Genomic DNA, 21,454 nt, shown 5'->3' on the forward strand with positions numbered 1-21,454 from the left:
TGAACATCCACGGTTGTCGCAGATACCCGTGTCACGAGTAAATGTCGCGAATAACCATTTCGCGAACAGTGCGAACAGAATGACTGGCAGTCGACGTGACTGCGGAACAATTGGTTTCGAAAAGAAACGAGGAGATCACGAAGTGGCAAAGAGCGAAGAGAAGAGCGAAGGTACCAAGGCACCGGCGGCTCCGGCGGAAGCACAGGCCCAGCAGACGCAGGAAGTCGTCGTGGACGATTCCCAGGCAAACGCCGGGTACGCGAACTTCTGTCGAGTGTCCAGCACTCCCGAAGAACTGATTCTGGACCTTGGCCTGAACCCGACTCCGTACGCGACCGGAAAAGTCGACGTCAAAGTGAACAATCGCATCATCCTGAATCACTACACAGCCAAGCGACTGTGGAGCGCTCTGTCGATGGCTCTGCAGCGCCATGAGCAGGCATTCGGAACTCTGGAAACCGACGTCCGCAAACGCGTAAAACCTCAGCCTGGCCAGTAATCGCCGCCGGCGACATGAGTTAACCAACAGAAGACCAAAGGCCGCAGCCTGACGCTGCGGCCTTTTTTTATGCCGAGTCAACCGCTTCCGGATTCGTTCGTTACTCCGGAATGTCCTGATCTGAATGCGGTGCGGCGATGTAGCCGTGCCTCGCCGCGACGCGCCGTCCTGCCTTGCCGTTTGAAGAAATCACGTGCGTCCGTATCAAATGCCGGAGAACCGGCGCTTCGGTCTCGGCGAGTTCAAACTGCGCGTTGACGACACCGCCAAAACGAGCGAAGCAGGCTCGGGCGAGGGTGTTCACTGAGACGGCGCGGAATTCAGTACCGATCCGGAACGAATCGCTGATTCGCGATCGGCGGACGAGCGTAGCCGTTTTGTTCCGGCGGGCGTTCCGGGAGTTCGATGCGTTGTTTGGGGACGGAATCGTAGGGAATCTGACTCAGGATGTGGCCGATGCAGTTCAACCTCGCGCGCTTCTTGTCATCGGCCTCGACGACATGCCATGGAGATTCTTCCAGGTCAGAGAATTCGAACATCTCGTCCTTGGCGCGCGAATAGTCTTCCCATCGTGTCAGCGATTCCACATCCATGGGGCTCAGCTTCCAGCGTTTGGTGGGCGTTTTGATGCGGCGGCGAAAGCGGCGCTGTTGTTCTTCGTCGCTGATGGAGAACCAGTACTTGATCAGAATGATGCCGGATCGCAGCAGCAGGCGTTCGAACTCCGGGCAGGATTCGCGGAATTCCTGGTACTCCTCGTCCGTGCAGAAACCCATCACGCGTTCCACTCCGGCGCGGTTGTACCAACTGCGGTCAAACAGCACCATTTCGCCGGCCGCAGGCAGATGAGAGGCATAGCGCTGAAAATACCACTGTGATTTTTCGCGTTCTGTCGGGACGCCGAGTGCGGCGATGCGACAGATTCGCGGGTTCAGAGGTTCCGCAATCCGTTTGATCGTGCCGCCTTTGCCTGCCGCGTCGCGGCCTTCGAACAGAATCACAACTCGCAGGCCCGCGTGGCGAATCCATTCCTGCAGTTTGACCAGTTCGATGTGAAGCTTTTTCAACTGTTTGTTGTAGACCTTCGTGCGAAGCTTGCGTGTCCCGCTTTTCGCCTGCCGAGACGATGGTTCCTGTTGGTGACGAACTTCGCTTGCGGTCGACGTGCTGCGGGGGGCACGTTTGTCGTCCATTTCTTCGTCGTCCATTTCATCGGATAACGCTGACTGTGTCATGGCGACTCCCGTTTGTTGGCATGGCAGAGGGTGTACACGGCCTGGGCTAAACGACGCGGAGCTGTGCTCAGACCGTGGCATTCTCGGCCGGTTGCACGCGGGTTTCGGCTTCCTCTGGTGTCTGCACGTGATTCAGGTCTTCTTCGATCACCAGCTTGGCAATTCGTTTGGCGAAGTAATACATGCGCTTGATGTATTCCATGAGTTCCGATTCCAGACGGAACATGGCCAGTCGGTTGGGTTCGTCAGCGGCGAGGCGTCGTGACAGATGACGTTCGGCTTCGGCAGACAGGCGATTGACTTCCTGCTTGGCATCGGCCACTTCTTTGGCTGCTTCCAGATCGTTGGAAACGAGTGCCCGGATGGCTCGCTCCGTGGCCCGCGTCACGGCTCGGTTGAGGTCATCGAGCACTTTCTCGGTGAGCGGGCTGACCTGCAGGTTGGCTCGCAGACGATTTCGTCCGGCGTCGACCAGATTGGTTTCGATCAGGTCCCCGATGTTTTCCAGATAGTTGGCGGCCGCGAGATAGTCGGCAAGCTGTTCAGCCTGTCGCTTTGTCAGATTCTCCTGCGACAGCCGCCCCAGATACGTCACGATGGCTCCGTGCAGCGCGTCGACGTTGTCGTCCAGTGCTTTCAGATTGCTGAAGTCTTCATCATTCCCGTGAATCACGGTATCAAGTGCGCCGCGCATCATGTAAAGGGCTGCGGCTCCCAGGCGTCCGAGTTCCATCCGCACGATGTCCATCGCCATCGCGGGCGTCTGCAGCAGAATCGGGTCCAGATACTTCGGCTGAGCGACCGCAGGTTCCGGCTGGATACGGTCCGGCACGATGCGGCGGACAAACCACCCCAGCGGCGTCGTGAATCCGATCAGCAGCAGCGTGTTGGCGACGTTGAAGACCGTGTGAGCGTTCGCGATCTGTCGCGGTGTTTCCGCCGCGAGTCTGGCGGTGCCGACCAGTTCCGGACTGGACGGAGACAGCCATTCCACAATGACCGCCAGTTGTGGAATCGCCGTGAACCAGATGGCGACACCGACCACGTTGAAAACAACATGTGCCGCCGCCGCGCGGACGGCATCGCGCGGCTTGCCAATCGCGGCCAGTGCGGCCGTGATGCACGTGCCGATGTTGGCTCCGAAGATCAGAGCGATGCCGGTTTCCAGCGTGATGAATCCCTGAGCTGCCAGGGTAATGACCAGTCCTGTCGTTGCGGAAGAACTCTGCACCAGTGCGGTGAACACAGCCGACATCAAGATCGCGAGCACCGGATGTTCGATGTGCTGCATCAGCCGGATGAACGGCTCATAGGTTCTCAGCGGCTGAGTGCTGTCGCTCATCAGTTGCATGCCGAAAAAGATCAGGCCCAGCCCCATCACCATCGTGCCGTACTGGCGAACTCGCGGTCGAGAAGAACAGAACAGCAGGAAGAACCCGATCGCCACCAGCAACAGCGAATAGTGAGTGATCTTGAACGCGATCAACTGAGCCGTGATGGTCGTGCCGATGTTCGCTCCCATGATGACACCGATCGATTGCGTGAGTGTCATCAGGCCGGCCGAGATGAAACCCACGACCAGCACCGTCGTCACGGACGACGACTGCACGATCGCCGTCACGATGGCTCCGGCCAGTGCTCCCGTGAAACGATTGGTGGTCAACCGGGCCAGGATCACCTTCATTCCGTTGCCGGCGATGACCTTCAGCGAGTCGGACATCTGATCCATGCCGAACAGAAACAGAGCCAGTCCGCCCGCGAGTCCCATGATGATGGAACCGACCTGCAGCGATTCAGACGTGACTTCGGCAAGCAGCATGCGGACTTCGACAAGAACGGCGAAGGGACCGGAAGACCGGGACACTCAAGCACACTTCCGCGGTGCGGGCAGCATTCCGGCGGAAATTTCGACAGGGGCGGGATGTTAACTTGTTATTCATCAATTTTTAACACATAAGGAGCGAACGATAACCGGCGGTTGCGTTGAGAGTGCGTTCGCGACACAGATGTGCGAATCTGCACCCGCGACGGGTCACTCTTGACGATGACTGGTTGTCGTGGACGAGGCCGCCAGTTGCCGCAAGCGCGTGTGGTTGCGGTGACTCGGAAGCGTCTTCCAATACGAAACGACTGCTGCAACAACCGCTATGAACTCATCTGCCGGACACCGGGACAATTGATCCCCCCTGTTCCGGTCCTGGTTTTGCTTTGATCGTCGTCGATGCGAATGCTGTCGGCACGGAATGGCCGTCTTTCCGATCCCCTGCGCGAAACAAACACTCATGCGATGGCCATTCATCGGTGCTGCGGCATTGGTCCTGACATTGCCCGGCATGGGCAAATGCGATGGCCCCGTCGGAATCCACGCACCGCCAACGTTCGCTTCCGCCACGGCGAACGTTCTACAGTCTGACGCCGCATTGCTGGACGCCGCCGCGTCCTCAAATGTCGACGCGTCATCCAGCACGCCACGCCGTCCTACGCCGAGCCGCGTTCCAGCGATGGTTCCACGATCAAGTTGATTCCGGATCAGAAGGCGTTTCTGGGTTCGCCCGATACGGTGATTGATCTGCTCGATGTGTTTTCCAAAACGCCCGCCGCGAGCAACGGTCCGCTGACTCTGGAAGTGATTCGCGATGGCAAGGACGTCGCGGAAGCGGAATCGATGGCAACGTTCTGCGTCTGAAGTGGGGTTCACGGACGGCAAAGGAACGTGAGATTCTGGTCCGGGCGTCCAACGCAGCGGGCGAATTCGTTGACACGCGTTTCTACGTCGAACTCTGGGAACCCGATTACTGGAAGCTGGTTCTGACCGTGATCGGCGGACTCGGCATCTTTCTGCTGGGGATGAAGAATCTGTCAGAAGGCATGCAGGCCGTTGCCGGTCACCGACTGCGTCGCATGATCAGTCTGGTGACTGACAACCGCGTCATGGCCACCGGCGTTGGGCTCTTCGTGACGATGCTGGTGCAGTCGAGTTCCATTACCACCGTCATGGTGGTGGGTTTCGTCAACAGCGGCTTCATGACGCTGGCTCAGGCCGTCGGCGTCATCATGGGTGCCAACATCGGCACCACCATCACCGGCTGGATTCTGGTGCTGAAAGTCGGCAAGTACGGCCTGCCGCTGGCGGGCGTGGCCGCCTTCGTCTACCTGTTGCCAAACGGGAACGCCTGCGCTACATGGCTCTGGCCGTTCTGGGGCTGGGTCTGGTATTTCTGGGACTGGAACTGATGAAGGACGGCTTCGGCATCATCAAGCGAACTGCCGGAATTCGAAGCGTGGTTCAAAACCTTCCGCGCGGATTCGTATGTCGGAGTACTCAAGTGTGCGATGGTCGGCTGCGTCCTGACATTTATCGTGCAGTCCTCATCCGCCACGCTGGGAATCACGATCGGCCTGGCACAGATCGGCGTTATTGAATTCGAAACAGCCGCAGCACTCGTGCTGGGTGAAAACATCGGCACAACGATCACGGCCTGGCTGGCTTCGTTCGGAGCCAACACCAACGCCAAGCGAGCGGCCTACTTCCACGTGCTGTTTAATCTGCTGGGCGTGCTGTGGGTCACCGCCGTGTTTCCGTCTTACCTGATGCTGGTCCGTTACTTTCTGTTGGGTGACCCGGATGCCGACATGACGCTGGGAATCGCGTCGGCTTCGCAGATCACCGCCGGAATCGCGGTGACTCATACAGGATTCAACGTCACCAATACGATCGTCTTTCTGCCTCTGGCCGGGTACCTCGCCGAACTGCTGAAGCGGCTGATTCCGGACAGAGTTCTTTCCGCAGACGAAGCGTCTCACCTGACGAACCTTGATGTCCGCATGCTGGAATCGCCGCTTGTCGCCGTCGAACAGTCGCGAGCGGAAGTGTTACACATGGCCGCCGCCTGCAAGCAGATGATGGCATGGCTGAAGGAATTGCTGCACCAGGATCCTCCCGACGCTGCGCTGTCTCAGAAGATTCTGGACATGGAGGAACGTCAGGACCGGATGCAGGATGAGATCGTAACGTTCATGTCCAACCTGCTGGTGGGAAATGTACCTCACGAAGTCGTCGATGAAGCCCGTCGTCAGTTACGCATGGCCGACGAATACGAATCCGTCAGCGACTGCATCGCCAGCGTTCTGAAAGCCAACCGTCACCTGTACCGCCACGAACTGCGGCTTCCCGAACATCAACTGGCCGAACTGTTCGAACTGCACGACATGGTGTCCGACTATCTGGACATGGTCAGCCAGTACTACGAACAGTGGGAACGAGCCGGCGGCGCCGTGGAAGCTCTGCCGCAGGGCGACATCATCACCAAACACGCCAAGACGCTGTACAAGCGACTGCTGGCGAAACCGCCGAGCGAACAACTGGAAGCCCGTTCGATGGTCACCTACAACCGCCAGGTCGCGTCCTACCGCCGCATCCGCGACCACCTGGTAAACATCGCCGAAGCTCTGGCCGGTGAGAAGTGATTCGTCTTCGGTCCGCGATCTCACCCAATGGATGTGTTACAGGTCCAAATGCTGCCGCAGCATGTCGTTCAGCGCCGGAATGGAACCTGAGTCCTGAAGGTTCAGAGCACGGATTCCCGACAGTTCTTCCACAACGCGGCAGCCCGCTGTTGTGGACGTGGCGACTCCGGAAACAAGATCCGGCTGAAATCCAAAGCCCTTTGTCACACCGACCACAGCATACGGGTCTGACGCACACAGCAATGTGAATTTCACGTGTGAACGAATTCGTGCGATGGCCGCTTCGCCGTTGTAGGGTTCCAGCGGCGACGCACCGGCTTCGATAACGACTACGTCGGGTTTCGATTCCGCGATTCGTCCCATCAGGATCTTCAGTGAAGCACGATACTGATCGACCGGACAGACTGTGGACGGCAGTCCGACGTCTACAAAATCGAATGTCGCCGCGGCTCCGGCATCCTTCATGGCAAGTATGTCCCGCAGTCGACCGGCTCCCGTCAGCTTGGCTCCCGCGACTTGCATTCCGGCACGAGTCAGCAACCGCACCAGAACTCGGGCGGACATCGTCTTTCCCGACGACATGGACGTACCGATGATCAGAATGACGGGGGCTGCGAACTTTGAAGCTGCAGTTGCGGGTCGAACAAAGTCCTGCATGATCATTTTGTTTTCGCCGCGAACGACATGGCCCAGATAGCGCAGCCGGATGACGTGACCCAGGAAATGTGACATCGAGGTAATGCGGCCGAACAATCCGGCCGCCGTCATGGCATCCATCGCTCCATCGCTGCCGATGTCTCGCCAGTCGCCGACGGCTTCCAGAGTCGCCGTGCGGGTTCCGAGCGCGCCAATCACGATATCACCGGCGGACGGGCACATTTCGCGGCCGTTTGTCAGTTCCAGCCGACCGTCCGGATGCCATTCGCTGACGACCAGACCGGCGACGTAATCACCGGTCCGCCATTCGTCGCGAGTCCACGGGCGAACGTCATACGGTTCGCCATCCAGGTCGGAAATTCGTGTCAGTGATGTGAAATGCGGCTTTATCGGTGCGGACGTGTTCATAACGACGTCTCCGTTGCGGATGCCGGAATCGCGGATTGTCTGCCGCCCGCAATCCCCAGAGCCGGCAGCGCCAACAATCCCGCCAGCAGCGCGGCTCGCAGCGGCATCTGTTCAATCTGGACGTGTTCGTGAACCGCGTGAGCACCGTCACCAACGGCGCCCAGTCCGTCCAGCGTCGGTGTCAACTGACTGGTCGTGTTTCCGTCGGAGGCTCCACCGGCGGTGCCCTGTTCGATGTCGAAGCCCAGCTGATCGGCCAGCTCCTGCGCGGCGTTCCACAACCGAACGTTGCCGGGTGTTGGTTCCAGTGGAGGCCGGCCAATGTGTCCGGAAATCTTCAGTTCAGTCCCCGGCACGCTGGCCTTCAGTCCATGAATTGCCGCTTCTATGTGACGGGCGTCGTCGTTCGTCAGTACACGCACATCGGCTTCGGCGCGAGCTTCCGGAGCGACCACGTTGGGACGCAGGCCGCCGTCGATCGTTCCGACGTTGACCGTGATTCCTCGATCGGCATCGTTCAGCGCGAACAGTGCCTGCACGACATGGGACAGTTCCAGAATGGCGCTGATACCCTTGTCGGGATCGAGTCCCGCGTGCGCCGCGCGGCCGATCACGCGCACTGTGAAGCGTCCCACACCTTTTCGTGCCGTCTTCAGTTGCCCGGCTGGTCCCAGCGACGGCTCCATCACAAACGCTCGATCCGCGAATGCCGCCAGCCGACGGATGTGCGGCGTCGATTCCGGACTTCCGATTTCCTCATCGGAATTGATCAGAAACACGGGCATGACTCCGGAACCGACTCCGGTCGCACGCAGCGCATCGACGGCGAAGATCGCCTGCACCAGTCCGGCCTTCATGTCATACACACCAGGTCCGTGCAGGTTTCCGTCGCGCTGTTCGACGGGCATGGACTGCAGTGTGCCCGCCGGCCAGACGGTATCGCAGTGTCCCAGCAGCAGTTGGATCGGAACGCGCCGCGACCGCGTTTCCGGAATCGCCAGCAGCAGTCCGCCGGTCGTTTTTCCGTCGACGTGTCGCACGCGGTATCCCCGATCCCGCAGCGCGGACGACAACAGTTGCTGAACCTGTCGCTGAGCCTGATGATCCTGGGACGGAGATTCCGCCAGCGCGACGGCTGTCAGCAGATTCAGCATCTGGGGCGTTTGGGCGGCAAGATGGTCACGCAGCCGCAAAGCACGATCGCGACCGGCGCTCATCCCTGCGGCTCCCGAGTAAAACCCTGTGGGAAGGGAAACGACGAACTTTCGCGGATTTCGCAGAATCGCCCCGGAGCCAGATAGGCCAGCAACGGAGAACTTCGCACCACGTCCTGATCGTCGATGTCATCGCCGCGCAGGGCTGCGGGAATGGCGCGGGCGGCAATGATCTCACCGGCGATCAGGCTGTTCGGTCCAAAGCCGTCGATGATTAAATGCAGCCGGCATTCAAAGAACAGCGATCCATCCTGCAGACACACGCCGTCAATCCGGCTGGCCGCAAATGTCGGCAACGCGGCCAGTGCCGGTTTCGCATTCGAATCGCATCGCGGAGCCGCTGACAGGCTGGTCAGCACCACCTGATCGGCTCGAGGAAAGCTGACGGTAAACACTTTTTCGCGCCGGATGTTTTGATACGTGCCGTGGCTCGGCGTGCAGACAAAACCGAAATAGTTGTCCCAGGACAAAGCCGTCACCATGTGCTTGGGAGCCAGATCGAATGTTCCATCCGGCTCCTTCGTTCCGATCACAACCAGCGGAGCCACCATAAAGAAGCGATCCCAGATGCGGTGCCTGGTATCCAGCGACACAAGTTCCAGCGGTCCGGAATTCGGCTGACCTGAGTCCGGCGGCCTGATTTCCGACCTGCCTGATCCCGATCCGGCGTCTGCTTTTTGTCCGGACGTCATGCTGTTTCTCCTCACCGTTGCCGCGATGTCCGACCGCGCGGAACCATGCTGCACCCGGCCGACCGGGCTGTTGAGTCACATCTCACTCGATTCTTCCACTCGCAAATTTCAGACCACACAGGCCCCGGATCTGGCATTCGGCGTTATGGAAGGTTGCCTGTTGCGCTCTCAGTGCCGTTGTGCGAAAACGGGCGATTCAGATCCCACATTGCGGCTCAATATGCGGACCGGTTATGCGACCGTCGTCGCAGAACGACCTGTGCCTCGCGCCGAATTCCTGAATCCTGCGGGGGATGACGTGTCGGCACGACGTCAGCATGCACGGCGACGCGGCTATCCGTTTGTCTGGCTGAATTGTGAGTCCACCGTAAGTCAGATCACCGCTGAACGTCGTCAGGGACTTCAAAGCGGCCCAGACGACGTCGTGCGCGTCTGCGGTCGGTGCGGGCGTCGGCAGGATCAATTATCAGCCCTCGACCGGCGATTGTGTTCGCGAGCTACGGTTCTTGGCGGGACATCCGGACCCAGCCTTCGGTCAGCCGCACTCGACTGGCAGGAAGTTCCGCGGTCGGCGGCGCCGGCGGCAGCGGGAGTTCCGGGTAGGCCTCTTCGTCGTCGTGAACAAACTCGGTGTCCATTCCTTCGACCGTTGGCGCAGGGACCACCGGAACAAGTGTGTCCTGCACTTCGAAACTCAGCACCGGACCGACCTGGAAGGTGGGTTCCAGCTTCTTCAGCGATGGTTCCAGGAAGTCCTTCGGAACAACGATCGCCTTGCGCGGAAGCACACCGCACGTTGCATACAAGCTGCCTCTGGCATCGGTCAGCACCACCAGATCCAGCGGAGTGTTGGCCGGAACATCGAACTCCGCAACCTGATCGTCGATGAACGGATGAGTGACCGGTTCGATTGTCTGTGACGCGCCAAACACCATCTGGTTCAGGACAGCCTGTTCGGCGGCTTCGCGGCTGACCGGAGCGAAGCGGTCGTTTTCGAATGTATCGCCAGGCAGAAAGCATCCAAGCACTCCGTCGTCCGGACGTGTCACGTCACCGATTCGTACGCGCAGAGTCGGAAGTGACGGTGGTTCTGCGATTGCCTGCGGGGTCGATTTCAATTCCGCCGCGGTCTGATTCGACGCTTCAAACAGCAGCCGGGTATTCATCACCAGAATGGGTTCGCCCAGCAGCCGGACTCTTGAATCACTGGCGCGGAAGGCGGGATCGAGTGTCGAGCGAACGGTGTCGAAGACTCGCAGCATCGCCGTGAAGCCGGTTTCGTGCCAGCCCGCGGCGTTGGCCGGAACGTCGACTGACTGAGCAAGAAGCGACTGAACGAACCTCCGCAGCGTCGGGTTATTGATGGCCAGAGCGGGATCGGATCCGGGAGGCAACGTTGCGGCGACCCACGGCAGCAGTTCGAACGTGACCGACAGCGTCGTTGCCGTAGCGCTGTTGTTGCGAATCGGATCATCGGCTCTCAGCTGACCGATCGCATTGCCATCGGAATCGTAAACTTCGAGTGACTGATCGACGAAATCCGGCAGCAGGATTCCGCACACCGGCGGAGTCAGCGGCGCTGCATCCGTCGCCGGATCGCTGGCCGACTGCAGACGAAAATTCAGACGCCCCCAGCAACTCAGTCGCGCCGGTAGCGCGGTCGCCCACTGCGGCGGCGGATTGAGATTGTCGTTGTTCGAGGACCAGTCCGCCGGCGTTCCAAACGTGTCAAACACTCGAACCTGGTTCATGTGAACGAAGCCGCCTCGTTCGCGTTCGCCGTCAGCAAACAGCGCGTAGTCGAGTTTCGACAGCGACGCCGACACGATGTCCATTTCGTCGAACGTCTGTGCATTGACGCCATCCGGCGGTGATTTCTTTTTGATCGGCTTGCCGTACGGATCAATCGTCAGTTCCGTGACGAGCGTTTTCTTCAACACCTTTGCGATGCTGACGGTGGCAATCTGACGTTCGGTGATTTCCTGCTGTCGATCCGGCGGGACGACGGGAGTTTGGTCGATCGTTTCCACAAACTCGGGCGGAAGCTGCCACGCGTCGTTGAAACGCTTGCGGCGATGAGTGTACCGGGTATCGAGAAACAACGGGCCATACCAGTCTCGCCATGCCTGCAGTCCGGCGGCACTTGACGGAGTTCCAACCGGAGCGACCAGGTCGACCGCACTGCGTTCCTCGGGTTTCAGCAGATTGCCGCGAGAAAGCCAGATGGCTCGGCTGGCGGCTGCCATCTGTTCGGTCGTGGCGCGATTCGCTCGCGGATTCAGCCGTGCGTTGCGCGCCATGATCGGCGCGTTTTCGGCGTCGGACAGCAGGTGTTCCTGGATCAATTCCGATGCTGCTGCCGGAAGCCCGGCGGCGCTGAAGTCGGCCGTTGTTCCGATAAGATCCTTCGCCATCACGGTCGCCGAACCCACTTTCATGCCGATCATGGACTCGCCGGAAACACGCGTTGTCAGATGCCCATCCGCGCGGAAGCGACCGTCAAAGCCGTGACGATACGATCGCTTCGTTCCGAAGATCACCAGATGCGGTGCCCACGGTCGATACCAGCGAGGACCGGGAACTTCGAAGATGTTCTCCGCATCGGGCATGTGCAGCCTCGCGCCACCGACTGAGCGACGCAGTTCGGCCAGCTCTTTGTGGTGCGGATTGTTCTCGATGTCGATCGGTGCGTTTTCGTCACCCAGGTCGATCCACCAACCGGCCTGATCAGGGCCGAGTCCGTCGGCGGAACGTCCCTGCGGCGTGGGCTGAGCATTCCTGCGATGGTCGTGAATGCGAATCAGTCTTTCGTCCAGTGGCTTGCCAGCGGCGGCCGATTGCTGACGCGCCGCTGCGAATGCGGTTCGCAGTTCTTCGATCCAGGCAATGATTTCATCCGTCGTTGGACCGGCAGGCTGCGCGGGCGGCTGATTCAGCGAACCGGGCGAAATTACCTGCGGCATCATCAGCGCGTTGACAGCGGCGGACCGCGCAGCGAACTCCGGCCAGTGCCCCGAGTAGACCATCGGAGCGTCGTCGAACAGGTCTTTTATTCCGATGAACTTCGTCTTGTCGATCAGCGGCGGATAAATGTCGAGTCGTGCGTAAAAACGGGTCTTGCCGGGGACACTCTGGAATGTCCTGGCGTGCTGAGCTCCCGCCAGATCGACGACTCCCGACGTGCTGCCGGACTGCTGTCCCAGATTGCCGAGCATCATGTCGAGCCAGTCGGTTTTCTGTTCGTCGGCGGTCCGGCTGGCGACTTCCGCCATCGCTCGCTGGACGTTCGGGTACAGAAACACCGAATCGCCGGCCAGCGAACCGAGTTCGATCATCCGGAATGGACGAAGCGGCACATCCATGACGGAACCGTGGCAGATCGTGTGTGTCCTGACGGAATCCGGCATCAGTGAATCAACAACCGCGTGCTGCGGACTGTCCGGAGACACCGGCAGCGCGGCAACAAGATCCTTCAATGATTCCGACCGCTGGCGAAATGCGGCCTCGCGAACCGCGGCCGCTGTATTCAGCGCGATGGCTTCACCTTTGCTGATTCGCTCGGCGCGCCGCGTGCGGACCTCGACGTTCCAGTCGAGATCCGTCCGCTCGGTCGCAATGGAAACGGGAGTCGTGACGACCTTGTTGATCCGCAGGTCGGCGCGATGGCCCATGCGATCTTTTCGCCGCAGCCCATCGTTGTAAAACGGATCGAAGCTGCTGCGCGAGTACCAGCCGATGACGGTGTAGCTGACCGTTCCAGTTCTGACGCCGACGAGGTCTGACAGATCGTCGTGAAAGCCGAGCCGCGTACGACACGCCGGATAATAGGCCGTCGTCAGCGCATCGAACGGCTGGTTGTTGTCCCACTCGCCCCAGCCGCGACCGACTCGCCTGATGAGGCCCGGCGCGGTGTGAATCAGCGCTTCGTCGCGGCTTTCCGGAGGAATCCAGTCGGCCAGCGGCGTCACGGTTTCTGCAAACGAGTCGACAACCCACGCCCGATAGGTTCGTTTGTTGCCACTGACGGGATTGAATCGCACGACCAGCCACAGGTCAGGCACGCCGTGAAAGCGAGGTGGGTGCGACGAATTCGCTTTGGGACGAGTCAGCGCGTCCGGCAGCGCCCAGTGAACATGAATTCCCGATTCCAGCGTTCCGCTGGCAGCGAAGGGCTCATCAGAAAGCAGCGGCACTGTTACCGGCGACTTGACGACGCGCGCTGCGACGTCCATTGGCATCAGCCTGGAAGTGAATATCACGGTCGGCCTCCGGCGCTAGTTTTTGAGTTGAAACAGAGCCTGCGTTGCGAATTCCAGCGTAAACAGTTTGCCGTTTTTCAGGGCGACCTGCAGATTCAGCGGCGGCGTCACGCTGCCTTCGGATTCGGGCACGTTGTCCAGAAAGATCTGCACGAACGGTCGCTGTTCCAGATGCAGAGCAACCCCGCGCGAATCACCCATTCCGCCGCCGCAAGCTGTGTACGAAAGCTGCTGACATTCACCGTTCGCATTGACTGACTACGAAGTGGAACGGGTTCGTCGCTGTTGAGCACGGTACCGTCGGATTCCGCTGGTCGACGACGTAGCCGCCCGCGTCTCCGCTTTCGACACCGAATCGCACGCCTTCGAATGGTTCGCGAATGTGAATGCGCCGCGGTTGTCCGTCAAACAGAGCGATGAAGATGTCTCGCGAGATCGGTTCGGCGCGCAGGACGGGCACCGTCGACGGATCATCGACTCCGGCCGCAGTGCTGCTGAACGCCCGGACAATCATCTTTGGCCAGCGACGTGTCAGTTCCGACCGAATCAGAATTCCCGTCATGCCCGACGGTGCCGGATCGATGGCGGCTCGAATGAGCTGCAGTGTCGTCAGGCTGTAGTGGAAATCGACGGTGCCAATGTTTGTGTTGGAAAACACGCCGTCGATCACACGGTCGATCCATGTCTGATTGACGTGAAAGAACCGGATCGATTCCGGCGGCAGCAAATCCGGATCGGGGACCAGATAGCTGAGCGGAATTCGCCTCAGCAGCCGGATGTCTTCCAGAAAGCTGCGCAGGCGGTCCGGCATTGCGATGCCTTCGACGTCCCACTTGGACAGATCGGTCGGCGGAATGAACTCCAGGCCGTCCTGTGAGGGATTGATGTCGTAACCGCTGACAAGTTCAAGGACCGACTGAATTCCGGTCGCCGCGCTGACATGTTGTTTCATAAATGATGCTCCTGTCAGGCCTTAGCTGCCTGAGCAACGTCGGCGAATTGTTCCTCCAGCGTGGCTGCGGTCACGGTGCCGATGTTCAGTCCCGTCACGGGAGTCGTCACGGCCGGACCGATACTGTTCAGCGTGGAGACAACCGCGCCGACATCCCACTGGCCGAGGTGGTCGCGGATGCCGGTGATGTCGCCAACCCCTTTGTCGAAAAACAGGCTCTGATCCTTCACAAGATTCTGCCCGAGAGCAGAATCCCACGGCCGTTCGGCCCAAGCGGGATTGACGACCCAGTCGGGCTTCTGCAGCACATCGGGGAGCGGATTGACAAGGTCCGGCACATCCAGCGGTTTCAGCGTACCTTTGACGTGTCGCAGGTCTTCGAGAATTCCGGGATCGTTCAGCGCCAGCAGCCGGCCAAGTTCAAACGCCGCGGCGTGGGAAAAATCGAGCGGCGTGGTCTGATCGGCGTTTTCAAATTCATCCGGAGCCGGCGCGATGGCGAAACCCGGACTGCGCGGCGCCGGAGCGAAGGGATGCAGTGGACTGCGATACGTGGCGTTGACGTCCTGATCGTGTTCGACCGGCGTCAGGAAGTAGGCGTCGCGGTCGATCAGACCTTTGAAGCCGCCGGACAGCGGTGCCGTTTCACCGGCGGTCACTGGTGCCGGAAGGTTGCCAAACCGCAGCACTCCGCCGTGTGGCCGATACGCGATTGACTTGATGACCTGTTCGAAGTCACCGCCCTGCGACGGACGAAACGTCCAGTGATGCAGCACAATCAGCGTTGTTGATCCCGCGGCCGGCGGCGGAAACAACTCCGACGCCTGCTCGACAGAAACAAGCACAGCGGTATGCAGTTCCGGCTTCTGACCGGCGGCAGCCGCAGCATCCGGCAGGCGGTTGCAGACAACGATCGCATGGTCGACATCCGCGCCGCCGATCGTTTCCCGTTTCATGTGGCACAGCAGCGGCAGTTCCGATTCCTGCGGCATGATCTGACTCAGCAAAGAGTTCGCAACGGTGAGCGTACTGACTTCCGTTTCCGGAGAAATCTGCAGCGTGGTCATCAGCCGCGTGCGTGTCTTCAGGTCCTGAATGCTTTGAACACGAAGCTTGCTGACGGACACAGTTGGTGCCTGCTTTCGCTGTGCGGGCGATCGCAGTTCGGATTCCCTGAACAGCAGCAGTGCCAGCCAGGGAGTCGCTGCGTCGGCATTCGGGCCGGTCCGTTCCCACGGCAGCGTGCGCCGCGACAGGGCGATGTGTGGCAGGAACTCATCCGGCGACGTGTCACTTCCAGGCGACGGGTACACGCCGGCGATCATGTCCGCCAGCAGCGCCGTCTGCGGGCCGTCGATACGGACATGCACTGTCGCCGGCCCGTCCTGCTTCAACCGGCCGTCCAGCGTCTGCGAGACCGTGATCGGTTCCGACTTCCCGGCTTTCACGAGCGGGATGCACGAGGAGTAGATCTGTTTCATGCCGTGACCTCCAGGCTGACGGACGTAACCAGGTTTCTGCGATCCACGGGCATCGCGTCGTCGACAAGATCCCAGTTGCGGTCGCGCTGTAAATCGGCCGCCACCAGCCGTGACGATCGCGGAATGAATACGATGCCGTCGAACTTCCAATCGGGGCCGATGTCCACAGTGACGGACCAGGGCGACGTCGCTCGAGCCGACATCACCATCGCGACACGACCGGCCGACACGACGGGGATCAGCGACTTCAGGCTGGCGTTTTCGCTCATCCATCGCAGCTGCTCCGCTGCGGGGCCAGGCTGATCGACGGCAGGCACCAGCTTCAGCACCAGCGAACCTCCCGCGCGGCCAGCGCTGGCGAACGACACGTGCAGCATCGACGCGTGTTCGAACAGCTCCGCGCCGGGCAGACTGTCCATCGGGCTGACAGCCAGATCGAATCCGGAACACACGCCGACAACGCAGCCGTGTCCGACGAATTGCCGGCTGCCGACGGCCAGCAGAATCGATTCGCGTTCGACACCGACCGCAGTCGGTTCATTCGAACGGCCCTCGCCGATCAGCACGGCTCGCGCGGCCTTCGACGACAGCTTCAGAGCCGCGGAACCTCGCACCGTCGAATCGGTCACAACGGCGCCGCCGCGATCGAATAAGATGGCGCGAGTTGACTGTTCACCGCTGAACTGCAGCGACCCGCCGCGCGGCTCACCTCCGAGTTCGATCATTGACACCTGGCCGGCGGGAACTCGCAACGCGGCCTGGAACCGGTCGCGCACTCCGTCCTGCGGCGTCAGCGTCGTTTGTTTCAGCAACGTCGGCGGCGTCAGCGTTTCCATCTGCCGTTTCTGCACAGGTTCGTTGGAACGCGTCGGCAGAGTTCTCAGTTGGACCGCAAACATTTCGGCGGGTCGAGCGGGCGACGCAGGCGGTGACATCACGGGAAAATCGCCCGCACCGATTCCGGCAACCGTCAGCACGATTCCGGCAGACAGCTTTGACAGCCGCTGCAGTTCCGCCGTTCGAAGATTCACAGTCAGCGGCCGACGCTTACGGGCTCGCAGGTCCGCCAGAGCTGCGCTGCGGCGTTGGATGCCGGAAGACAACTTCAGAGTGATGGCAGCAGCATTGCCGAACGAATAACGCTGTTTGATCGCCCCCAGCGAAACTCCGCCGCCGACAGGTGCCCCCAGCGGGACGGGGTACGAATCGTCCGGGTCCGAAGGTTCTCCCGTCGGTGCCGTCAGCGGCGGGGTCGCGGGAATGACAGGTTCGTACCGGACGATCATGCCTTCGATCAGTGCGATCGACGGCTCGTTCGTCTTGATATTCGAAATCGTGTCACGTTCGCTGACCTGCGCTTCGGGCACAGGATCACCGAAGTTCGCCTGCGGAAAATAGTCGGCAAGCCACTGACGTTTTGCCTGGTTGATCTTCGATGCACCGATGGCCAGGGTTGTCGGTCGATCGAGCCAGTTGCTGCCCGGTCCGGTGCATAACGGCAGATCGATTTCTCCGCTGATTGAAGGCAGCGGATCCGTCGACGTGTCGAGCTTTCCGATCGGCAAACGGGTGCGTACCAGAAAACTGAATTCCGGAGCCAGCCGCACCGGCTGGGCTGGGTCGAGTCCTTCCTGCTTTTCCTTGTCCTCATCATCCGGCGGCAGTTTGCCGGAACGTCCCGTGAGGAACTCAACGCGAAACAATCCCGCGCCGGCCGCCGTGCTGAACGCCGCCGTACGAGCACCACCGTTCCACGACGTGGCCGGAACGCCGATCTGTCGACTAAGAAAATCGGACAACGGCGGAGGAGGAGGCTCATGCTGCTTCTTGCCAAAGTCCACGTCGAACTCGACCAGTGCAAGGTCGATCCTGGCGTTACCGCCGAATTCCGGAGTCCAGACATCCAGATCGACACCGATTTCGTGCCTGCCGAAGAACACAAACCAGATGTGAACACCCAACCTTGCGCGCAGGAAGAACGGATCCCACTTCATCAGCACATCGACATAGACGTCCAGGCCGGCTTCGATACCTGCGAACTCGCCCCACAGCGAAACCTTCGCTCCGGCCATCAGCGCCTGCGGTGTGCAGCAGAAAAACGTTTCCACCGACAGATGCACAACGCTGTAGATGACGGCCTTCGCGCCAACGCGAATCAGTTCCGGATAATGTTCCGGCTTTGCGAACAGCGGGTGATAGCCGCCGATGGAAAACAGAAAGTCGCCCTTGTGAGGTTCCCGGTACCAGGCGCACAGCGCGAAGTCGCCCTGCAGACTGAAGATGTCGCGGTGAATGACGTAGCTGTTCGGCGACAGCCGCGCCCGCATGATGAATTTCTCTTCGTCCGCCGTGACCTCAATGCCGATTTCGAAATAACACAGCGGCTCAATGCCGAAGGACGCCATGCCGAGAATTTGAATCGAGAACCCGCGGCCGAATCCGATCGCCACAACAACTTTGCCGTTGATGAAACCGAACGCCGTGAACTGAATGCCGCCGGCAATCCAGTTCTGCCCCTTCACCGCGGCAAAATGCACGCTCAGCGATTTCAGGTCTTCCGCCGCATTGCCACCGCCGATCGAAATCTCGCCCCGCATGACTTTCAGAAACGGATGATCGAGCAGAAGTCCGGGAGCCGGCAACGATCGATTGAATCCAAAACCACCGGCGACTCCGGTGATGAAGAACCACGGTGGTCCGCCCAGCGGTGCCACAAGCGACGCGAAGATGAACAGCGATGCAGTATCGTCCGGAAGCTGCGTGTATCCGCCGATCGCCGACAGTTCAAAATACCCGGCGACGGACACCACCGCGCCGCCTACGTAGTCGGTCTGGCCGTTGTTTTCGACGGCGGCGAAGAATCCCGCCAGTCGCAGCACGCCGGTGTCCATCGACAGACCAAGGCCGTGCAGGAACGGTTCCACGTCTCCGTCGCCGAAACGAAATCTGAGCCCCAGTTCATAGGCGGCCACCGCAATCGGCCCGAGTTCGAAGCCCAGATCAAGTCCGACGGCCATCGATTCTTCGCGCACGTCCACGAGCAGCGCCGCGATTTCCAACGGGCCGATCGTGCGCTGGATCGGGATCTTTCCGCCGCCTGTCACCTTAAGCGAACCGGGCGCGGCGTACGTTGCCGACAGATGGAATCCCGGCATCGGCCGCATGTCGGGAATCAGCGAGGCAACAATCCCGGACCCGTTGCCGGTGTTGCTCAGCCGCAGATTCTCAAACCCCAGCGTGAATCCGTCCAGCACGGTCGCCGACGACGGATTGACGGTGACTCCGCCCTTCAGCCGTCCCACGAAGATTGGTACGTCTTCGTCTTCAATCGGACCGAACTCGACACCAACAACGACCTTCCCGTTCTGGACACCGATGTCCAGCGACGCGTCCGAAGACAGAGCCAGCTCGATCTCCTGTCCCTGCCCGGCGACGCCCGCGACTCTTGTCAGCAGGACAACAGCATCCGGACTGCCGCCGGTCACTTCCGCGTTGATGAAGTCCGCCGCGGTTGTGATCAACTGGCCGAGATCCGTGTTCGGCGCGGCGGCTTTCAATGCCCAGATGACGATGTCGCCCAGCAACTGCTCAGGAGCATTCGCTTCCGGCGGAAACACGATGTTCAGCGCGGGAGTGCCCAGCACGAACTCCGGCGGCTTGCCGGTTTCCAGCCGCAATGACAGATCATAGTTGCCGTCAAACCCGGCAAGTCCGGATCCCACGACGGTTGTGCGCAACAGACTCAGTTTGAAGCCCGCACCGTCGACGGCGGCCGTCAGCAGTTCATTGCCAATCGAAAGTCCGGCCCCCGCGGCGATGAACTGCACAATGTCATGCCAGCTTGCATCCAGATTCGGGCGCGTAAACGTAGCGCCGTCGAAGCGTCCCAGCGGAATGCGGCACGTGCGAGCCGGAGCGGTCGTTTCCAGATCGAGAACCAGCGTGAAGGTGTTCGCCGGTTCGCTCGGCGGAGTCAGCAGACCGACCCAGGCACCATTCGTCCCGGTCGGTCGAGCGTAGTTGCCCGCGGCATCGGCCAGCACGGGCGGCACACCGGCCTGCGGGGCACCTGTCAGCGGAAAGAAGAACGATCCGTCGAGAAAACTGGGATTCTCGTTGCCCGTCAACAAGGCTCGCAGATGCCACAGGAACGTCAGCGCACCGGTGGCGCTGTTGTTGGTGGTCAGCACCGTAGATCGCCATGCGTCGAAGTTGGGAGGAGTCTTCATCGGCGCGACCAGCGGAAACGCGGCAATCACGCCCGCCGGATCTCCGAGCATTGGAAACAGGTGGTTATTGATCCGTTTGAAGAATTCCTCGTTGGCCGCAGCACGCTGCGCGATCCACGACTTCAGCACATACACCGCCAGCCGCGCGGCGTCCCAGGCAATCAGTGGATTCGGAAAATCAAGCTGGCGCGAATCGCTCGCCGATCGGCTGGCCTTCAGACCGATCGTGTTTGCGGCCGTGCCGACTTCCCCCGTCAATTCACCGGATGCCAGGAAGTCGGGAACCGGAAACGCACCGCTGAATACGACCTGTCCAAGCTGCGGAGTCACCGGCCGGCAATCTGAATCAGCCGGGCCAGCGTCGCCAACGTGATCTGCTGTCCAGCAACCGGCACGTTCGCCTTTGCTCCAAGACCGATCTGCAGCGGACCAGCCTTCGTCCACGCGAACCCGAGACCAACGCTGTTCGTGTCGACAACCGGTTCCCAGTTCGCGGCAGAGTTGAACTCACCCGTCGGCGCAGGCCGTTCCAGCAACGCCCGCACCAGAGCCCCGATACGTTCGCGTTCGGCTGGGAGAGCGTTCAGCGAATTTCCGAACGGGTCGCCGAACCAGCTCCAGTCGACCTCGCCGCTTGCCTTGAACAGCCCCAGCAGGTGCCCGAGTTCCACCAGAGCAACGTCGAACGCAGCCATCAGATCTCTCCTGCAACAACGCTGACGTCGATTCCTTCCGGTGACGCTGTAAAGCCTCGCAGCGTGAGCGGCTCATTCGCAAATTGCCGACGCGCTGTCTGCAGCGCAATCTGGATCGCATCCTGCACAGCGTCCCAAACGACTCGCTGCAGGTCGTCCCCCCAGACTTCAGCCAGCATTGCGGTTTCGCGGTCGGCGGCATTGATGCGGGCTGCGGCCGAGATTCCGTCGGCCTCATTCGGAGTGCCAAGGAAGTAGACGATTTCCAGCGAACGGCGGCCGGTCTGTTCCGTCTCAAGCAGCAGACCAACAACCAGCCAGCCGTCCAGCAGCCGCGCCTGAGTGCGGTCGGCGTGGATCAGCACGGCGTGCGATCCTGATTGCCAGACAACGCGTCGAGCGTTCGCGTTCAGTCCCAGAAGACGCTGGCGGACACGGAGCTGAACGTCCCGTGCCGAGATCGTCAACAACACGACATCCACGGCAACACCCCCCGACCAGAAAGAACGAGGAACGCAACACACGAACACGCACTGTTAAACAAGTCACTGCTGCGCATCCTATCGCTAATCCACGTGAACACAAGCCCACCATTGACGGCAGGAAATCCCGGATGGCGGTCCTCGGTGCAGGGCGGCAAAAGTGTCGGACGAGATCATTGCACCC

Annotated in this window: 14 protein-coding genes and 1 pseudogene; 3 read left to right on the plus strand and 12 right to left on the minus strand. The window is 60.5% G+C overall.

The genetic code is table 11. The annotated features are described in order from the left end of the window. Positions 1–142: 142 nt before the first annotated feature. Complete coding sequence (locus R3C19_07230; protein MEZ6060135.1) at positions 143–499, plus strand: DUF3467 domain-containing protein; 357 nt, start codon at positions 143–145, stop codon at positions 497–499. Between the two features lie 320 nt (positions 500–819). Here R3C19_07230 and ppk2 read toward each other — a convergent pair whose 3' ends face one another. After that, on the minus strand, positions 820–1,734 hold the full coding sequence (ppk2, locus tag R3C19_07235) for a polyphosphate kinase 2 (GenBank protein MEZ6060136.1): 915 nt from the start codon (positions 1,732–1,734) through the stop codon (positions 820–822). 67 nt (positions 1,735–1,801) lie between these two features. Continuing rightward, positions 1,802–3,598, minus strand: coding sequence for a Na/Pi cotransporter family protein (locus R3C19_07240; protein ID MEZ6060137.1), 1,797 nt, complete (start codon positions 3,596–3,598; stop codon positions 1,802–1,804). Between the two features lie 654 nt (positions 3,599–4,252). Here R3C19_07240 and R3C19_07245 point away from each other — a divergent pair. Continuing rightward, the gene (locus R3C19_07245) at positions 4,253–4,420 is read left to right on the plus strand and encodes a hypothetical protein (GenBank protein MEZ6060138.1); all 168 of its coding nucleotides are present in this window, start codon (positions 4,253–4,255) and stop codon (positions 4,418–4,420) included. A gap of 128 nt (positions 4,421–4,548) precedes the next feature. Beyond that, positions 4,549–6,201 (plus strand): annotated as a pseudogene (locus tag R3C19_07250) (Na/Pi cotransporter family protein). Positions 6,202–6,237: 36 nt separating this feature from the next. Here the strand turns inward: R3C19_07250 and R3C19_07255 are convergent. The 10 genes from R3C19_07255 to R3C19_07300 form a co-directional block, all read right to left on the minus strand. Then, positions 6,238–7,266 (minus strand): DUF1611 domain-containing protein, encoded by a 1,029-nt coding sequence (locus R3C19_07255; protein MEZ6060139.1) that lies wholly within the window; start codon positions 7,264–7,266, stop codon positions 6,238–6,240. Continuing rightward, positions 7,263–8,483, minus strand: a complete 1,221-nt coding sequence (locus tag R3C19_07260) for a M20 family metallopeptidase (GenBank protein ID MEZ6060140.1) — start codon at positions 8,481–8,483, stop codon at positions 7,263–7,265. Before R3C19_07260 ends, R3C19_07255 begins: the two co-directional genes overlap by 4 nt. Beyond that, positions 8,480–9,172, minus strand: a complete 693-nt coding sequence (locus R3C19_07265) for a flavin reductase (GenBank protein MEZ6060141.1) — start codon at positions 9,170–9,172, stop codon at positions 8,480–8,482. The genes R3C19_07260 and R3C19_07265 overlap by 4 nt, the downstream gene beginning before the upstream one ends. Before the next feature lie 497 nt (positions 9,173–9,669). After that, on the minus strand, positions 9,670–13,431 hold the full coding sequence (locus R3C19_07270; GenBank protein ID MEZ6060142.1) for a hypothetical protein: 3,762 nt from the start codon (positions 13,429–13,431) through the stop codon (positions 9,670–9,672). A 15-nt stretch (positions 13,432–13,446) separates the two neighbouring features. Then, positions 13,447–13,632, minus strand: coding sequence for a hypothetical protein (locus tag R3C19_07275; GenBank protein MEZ6060143.1), 186 nt, complete (start codon positions 13,630–13,632; stop codon positions 13,447–13,449). A 37-nt stretch (positions 13,633–13,669) separates the two neighbouring features. After that, the gene (locus R3C19_07280) at positions 13,670–14,383 is read right to left on the minus strand and encodes a hypothetical protein (protein MEZ6060144.1); all 714 of its coding nucleotides are present in this window, start codon (positions 14,381–14,383) and stop codon (positions 13,670–13,672) included. Positions 14,384–14,397: 14 nt separating this feature from the next. After that, complete coding sequence (locus tag R3C19_07285) at positions 14,398–15,864, minus strand: hypothetical protein (protein ID MEZ6060145.1); 1,467 nt, start codon at positions 15,862–15,864, stop codon at positions 14,398–14,400. Continuing rightward, positions 15,861–20,423: a DUF6603 domain-containing protein gene (locus tag R3C19_07290; GenBank protein MEZ6060146.1), complete on the minus strand. Its 4,563-nt coding sequence runs from the start codon at positions 20,421–20,423 to the stop codon at positions 15,861–15,863. Before R3C19_07290 ends, R3C19_07285 begins: the two co-directional genes overlap by 4 nt. Continuing rightward, on the minus strand, positions 20,420–20,788 hold the full coding sequence (locus R3C19_07295; GenBank protein MEZ6060147.1) for a hypothetical protein: 369 nt from the start codon (positions 20,786–20,788) through the stop codon (positions 20,420–20,422). The genes R3C19_07290 and R3C19_07295 overlap by 4 nt, the downstream gene beginning before the upstream one ends. Beyond that, positions 20,788–21,153, minus strand: a complete 366-nt coding sequence (locus R3C19_07300; GenBank protein MEZ6060148.1) for a hypothetical protein — start codon at positions 21,151–21,153, stop codon at positions 20,788–20,790. The genes R3C19_07295 and R3C19_07300 overlap by 1 nt, the downstream gene beginning before the upstream one ends. Positions 21,154–21,454: the final 301 nt, after the last annotated feature.

The organism is Planctomycetaceae bacterium (assembly GCA_041398785.1).
Classification (GTDB): domain Bacteria; phylum Planctomycetota; class Planctomycetia; order Planctomycetales; family Planctomycetaceae; genus JAWKUA01.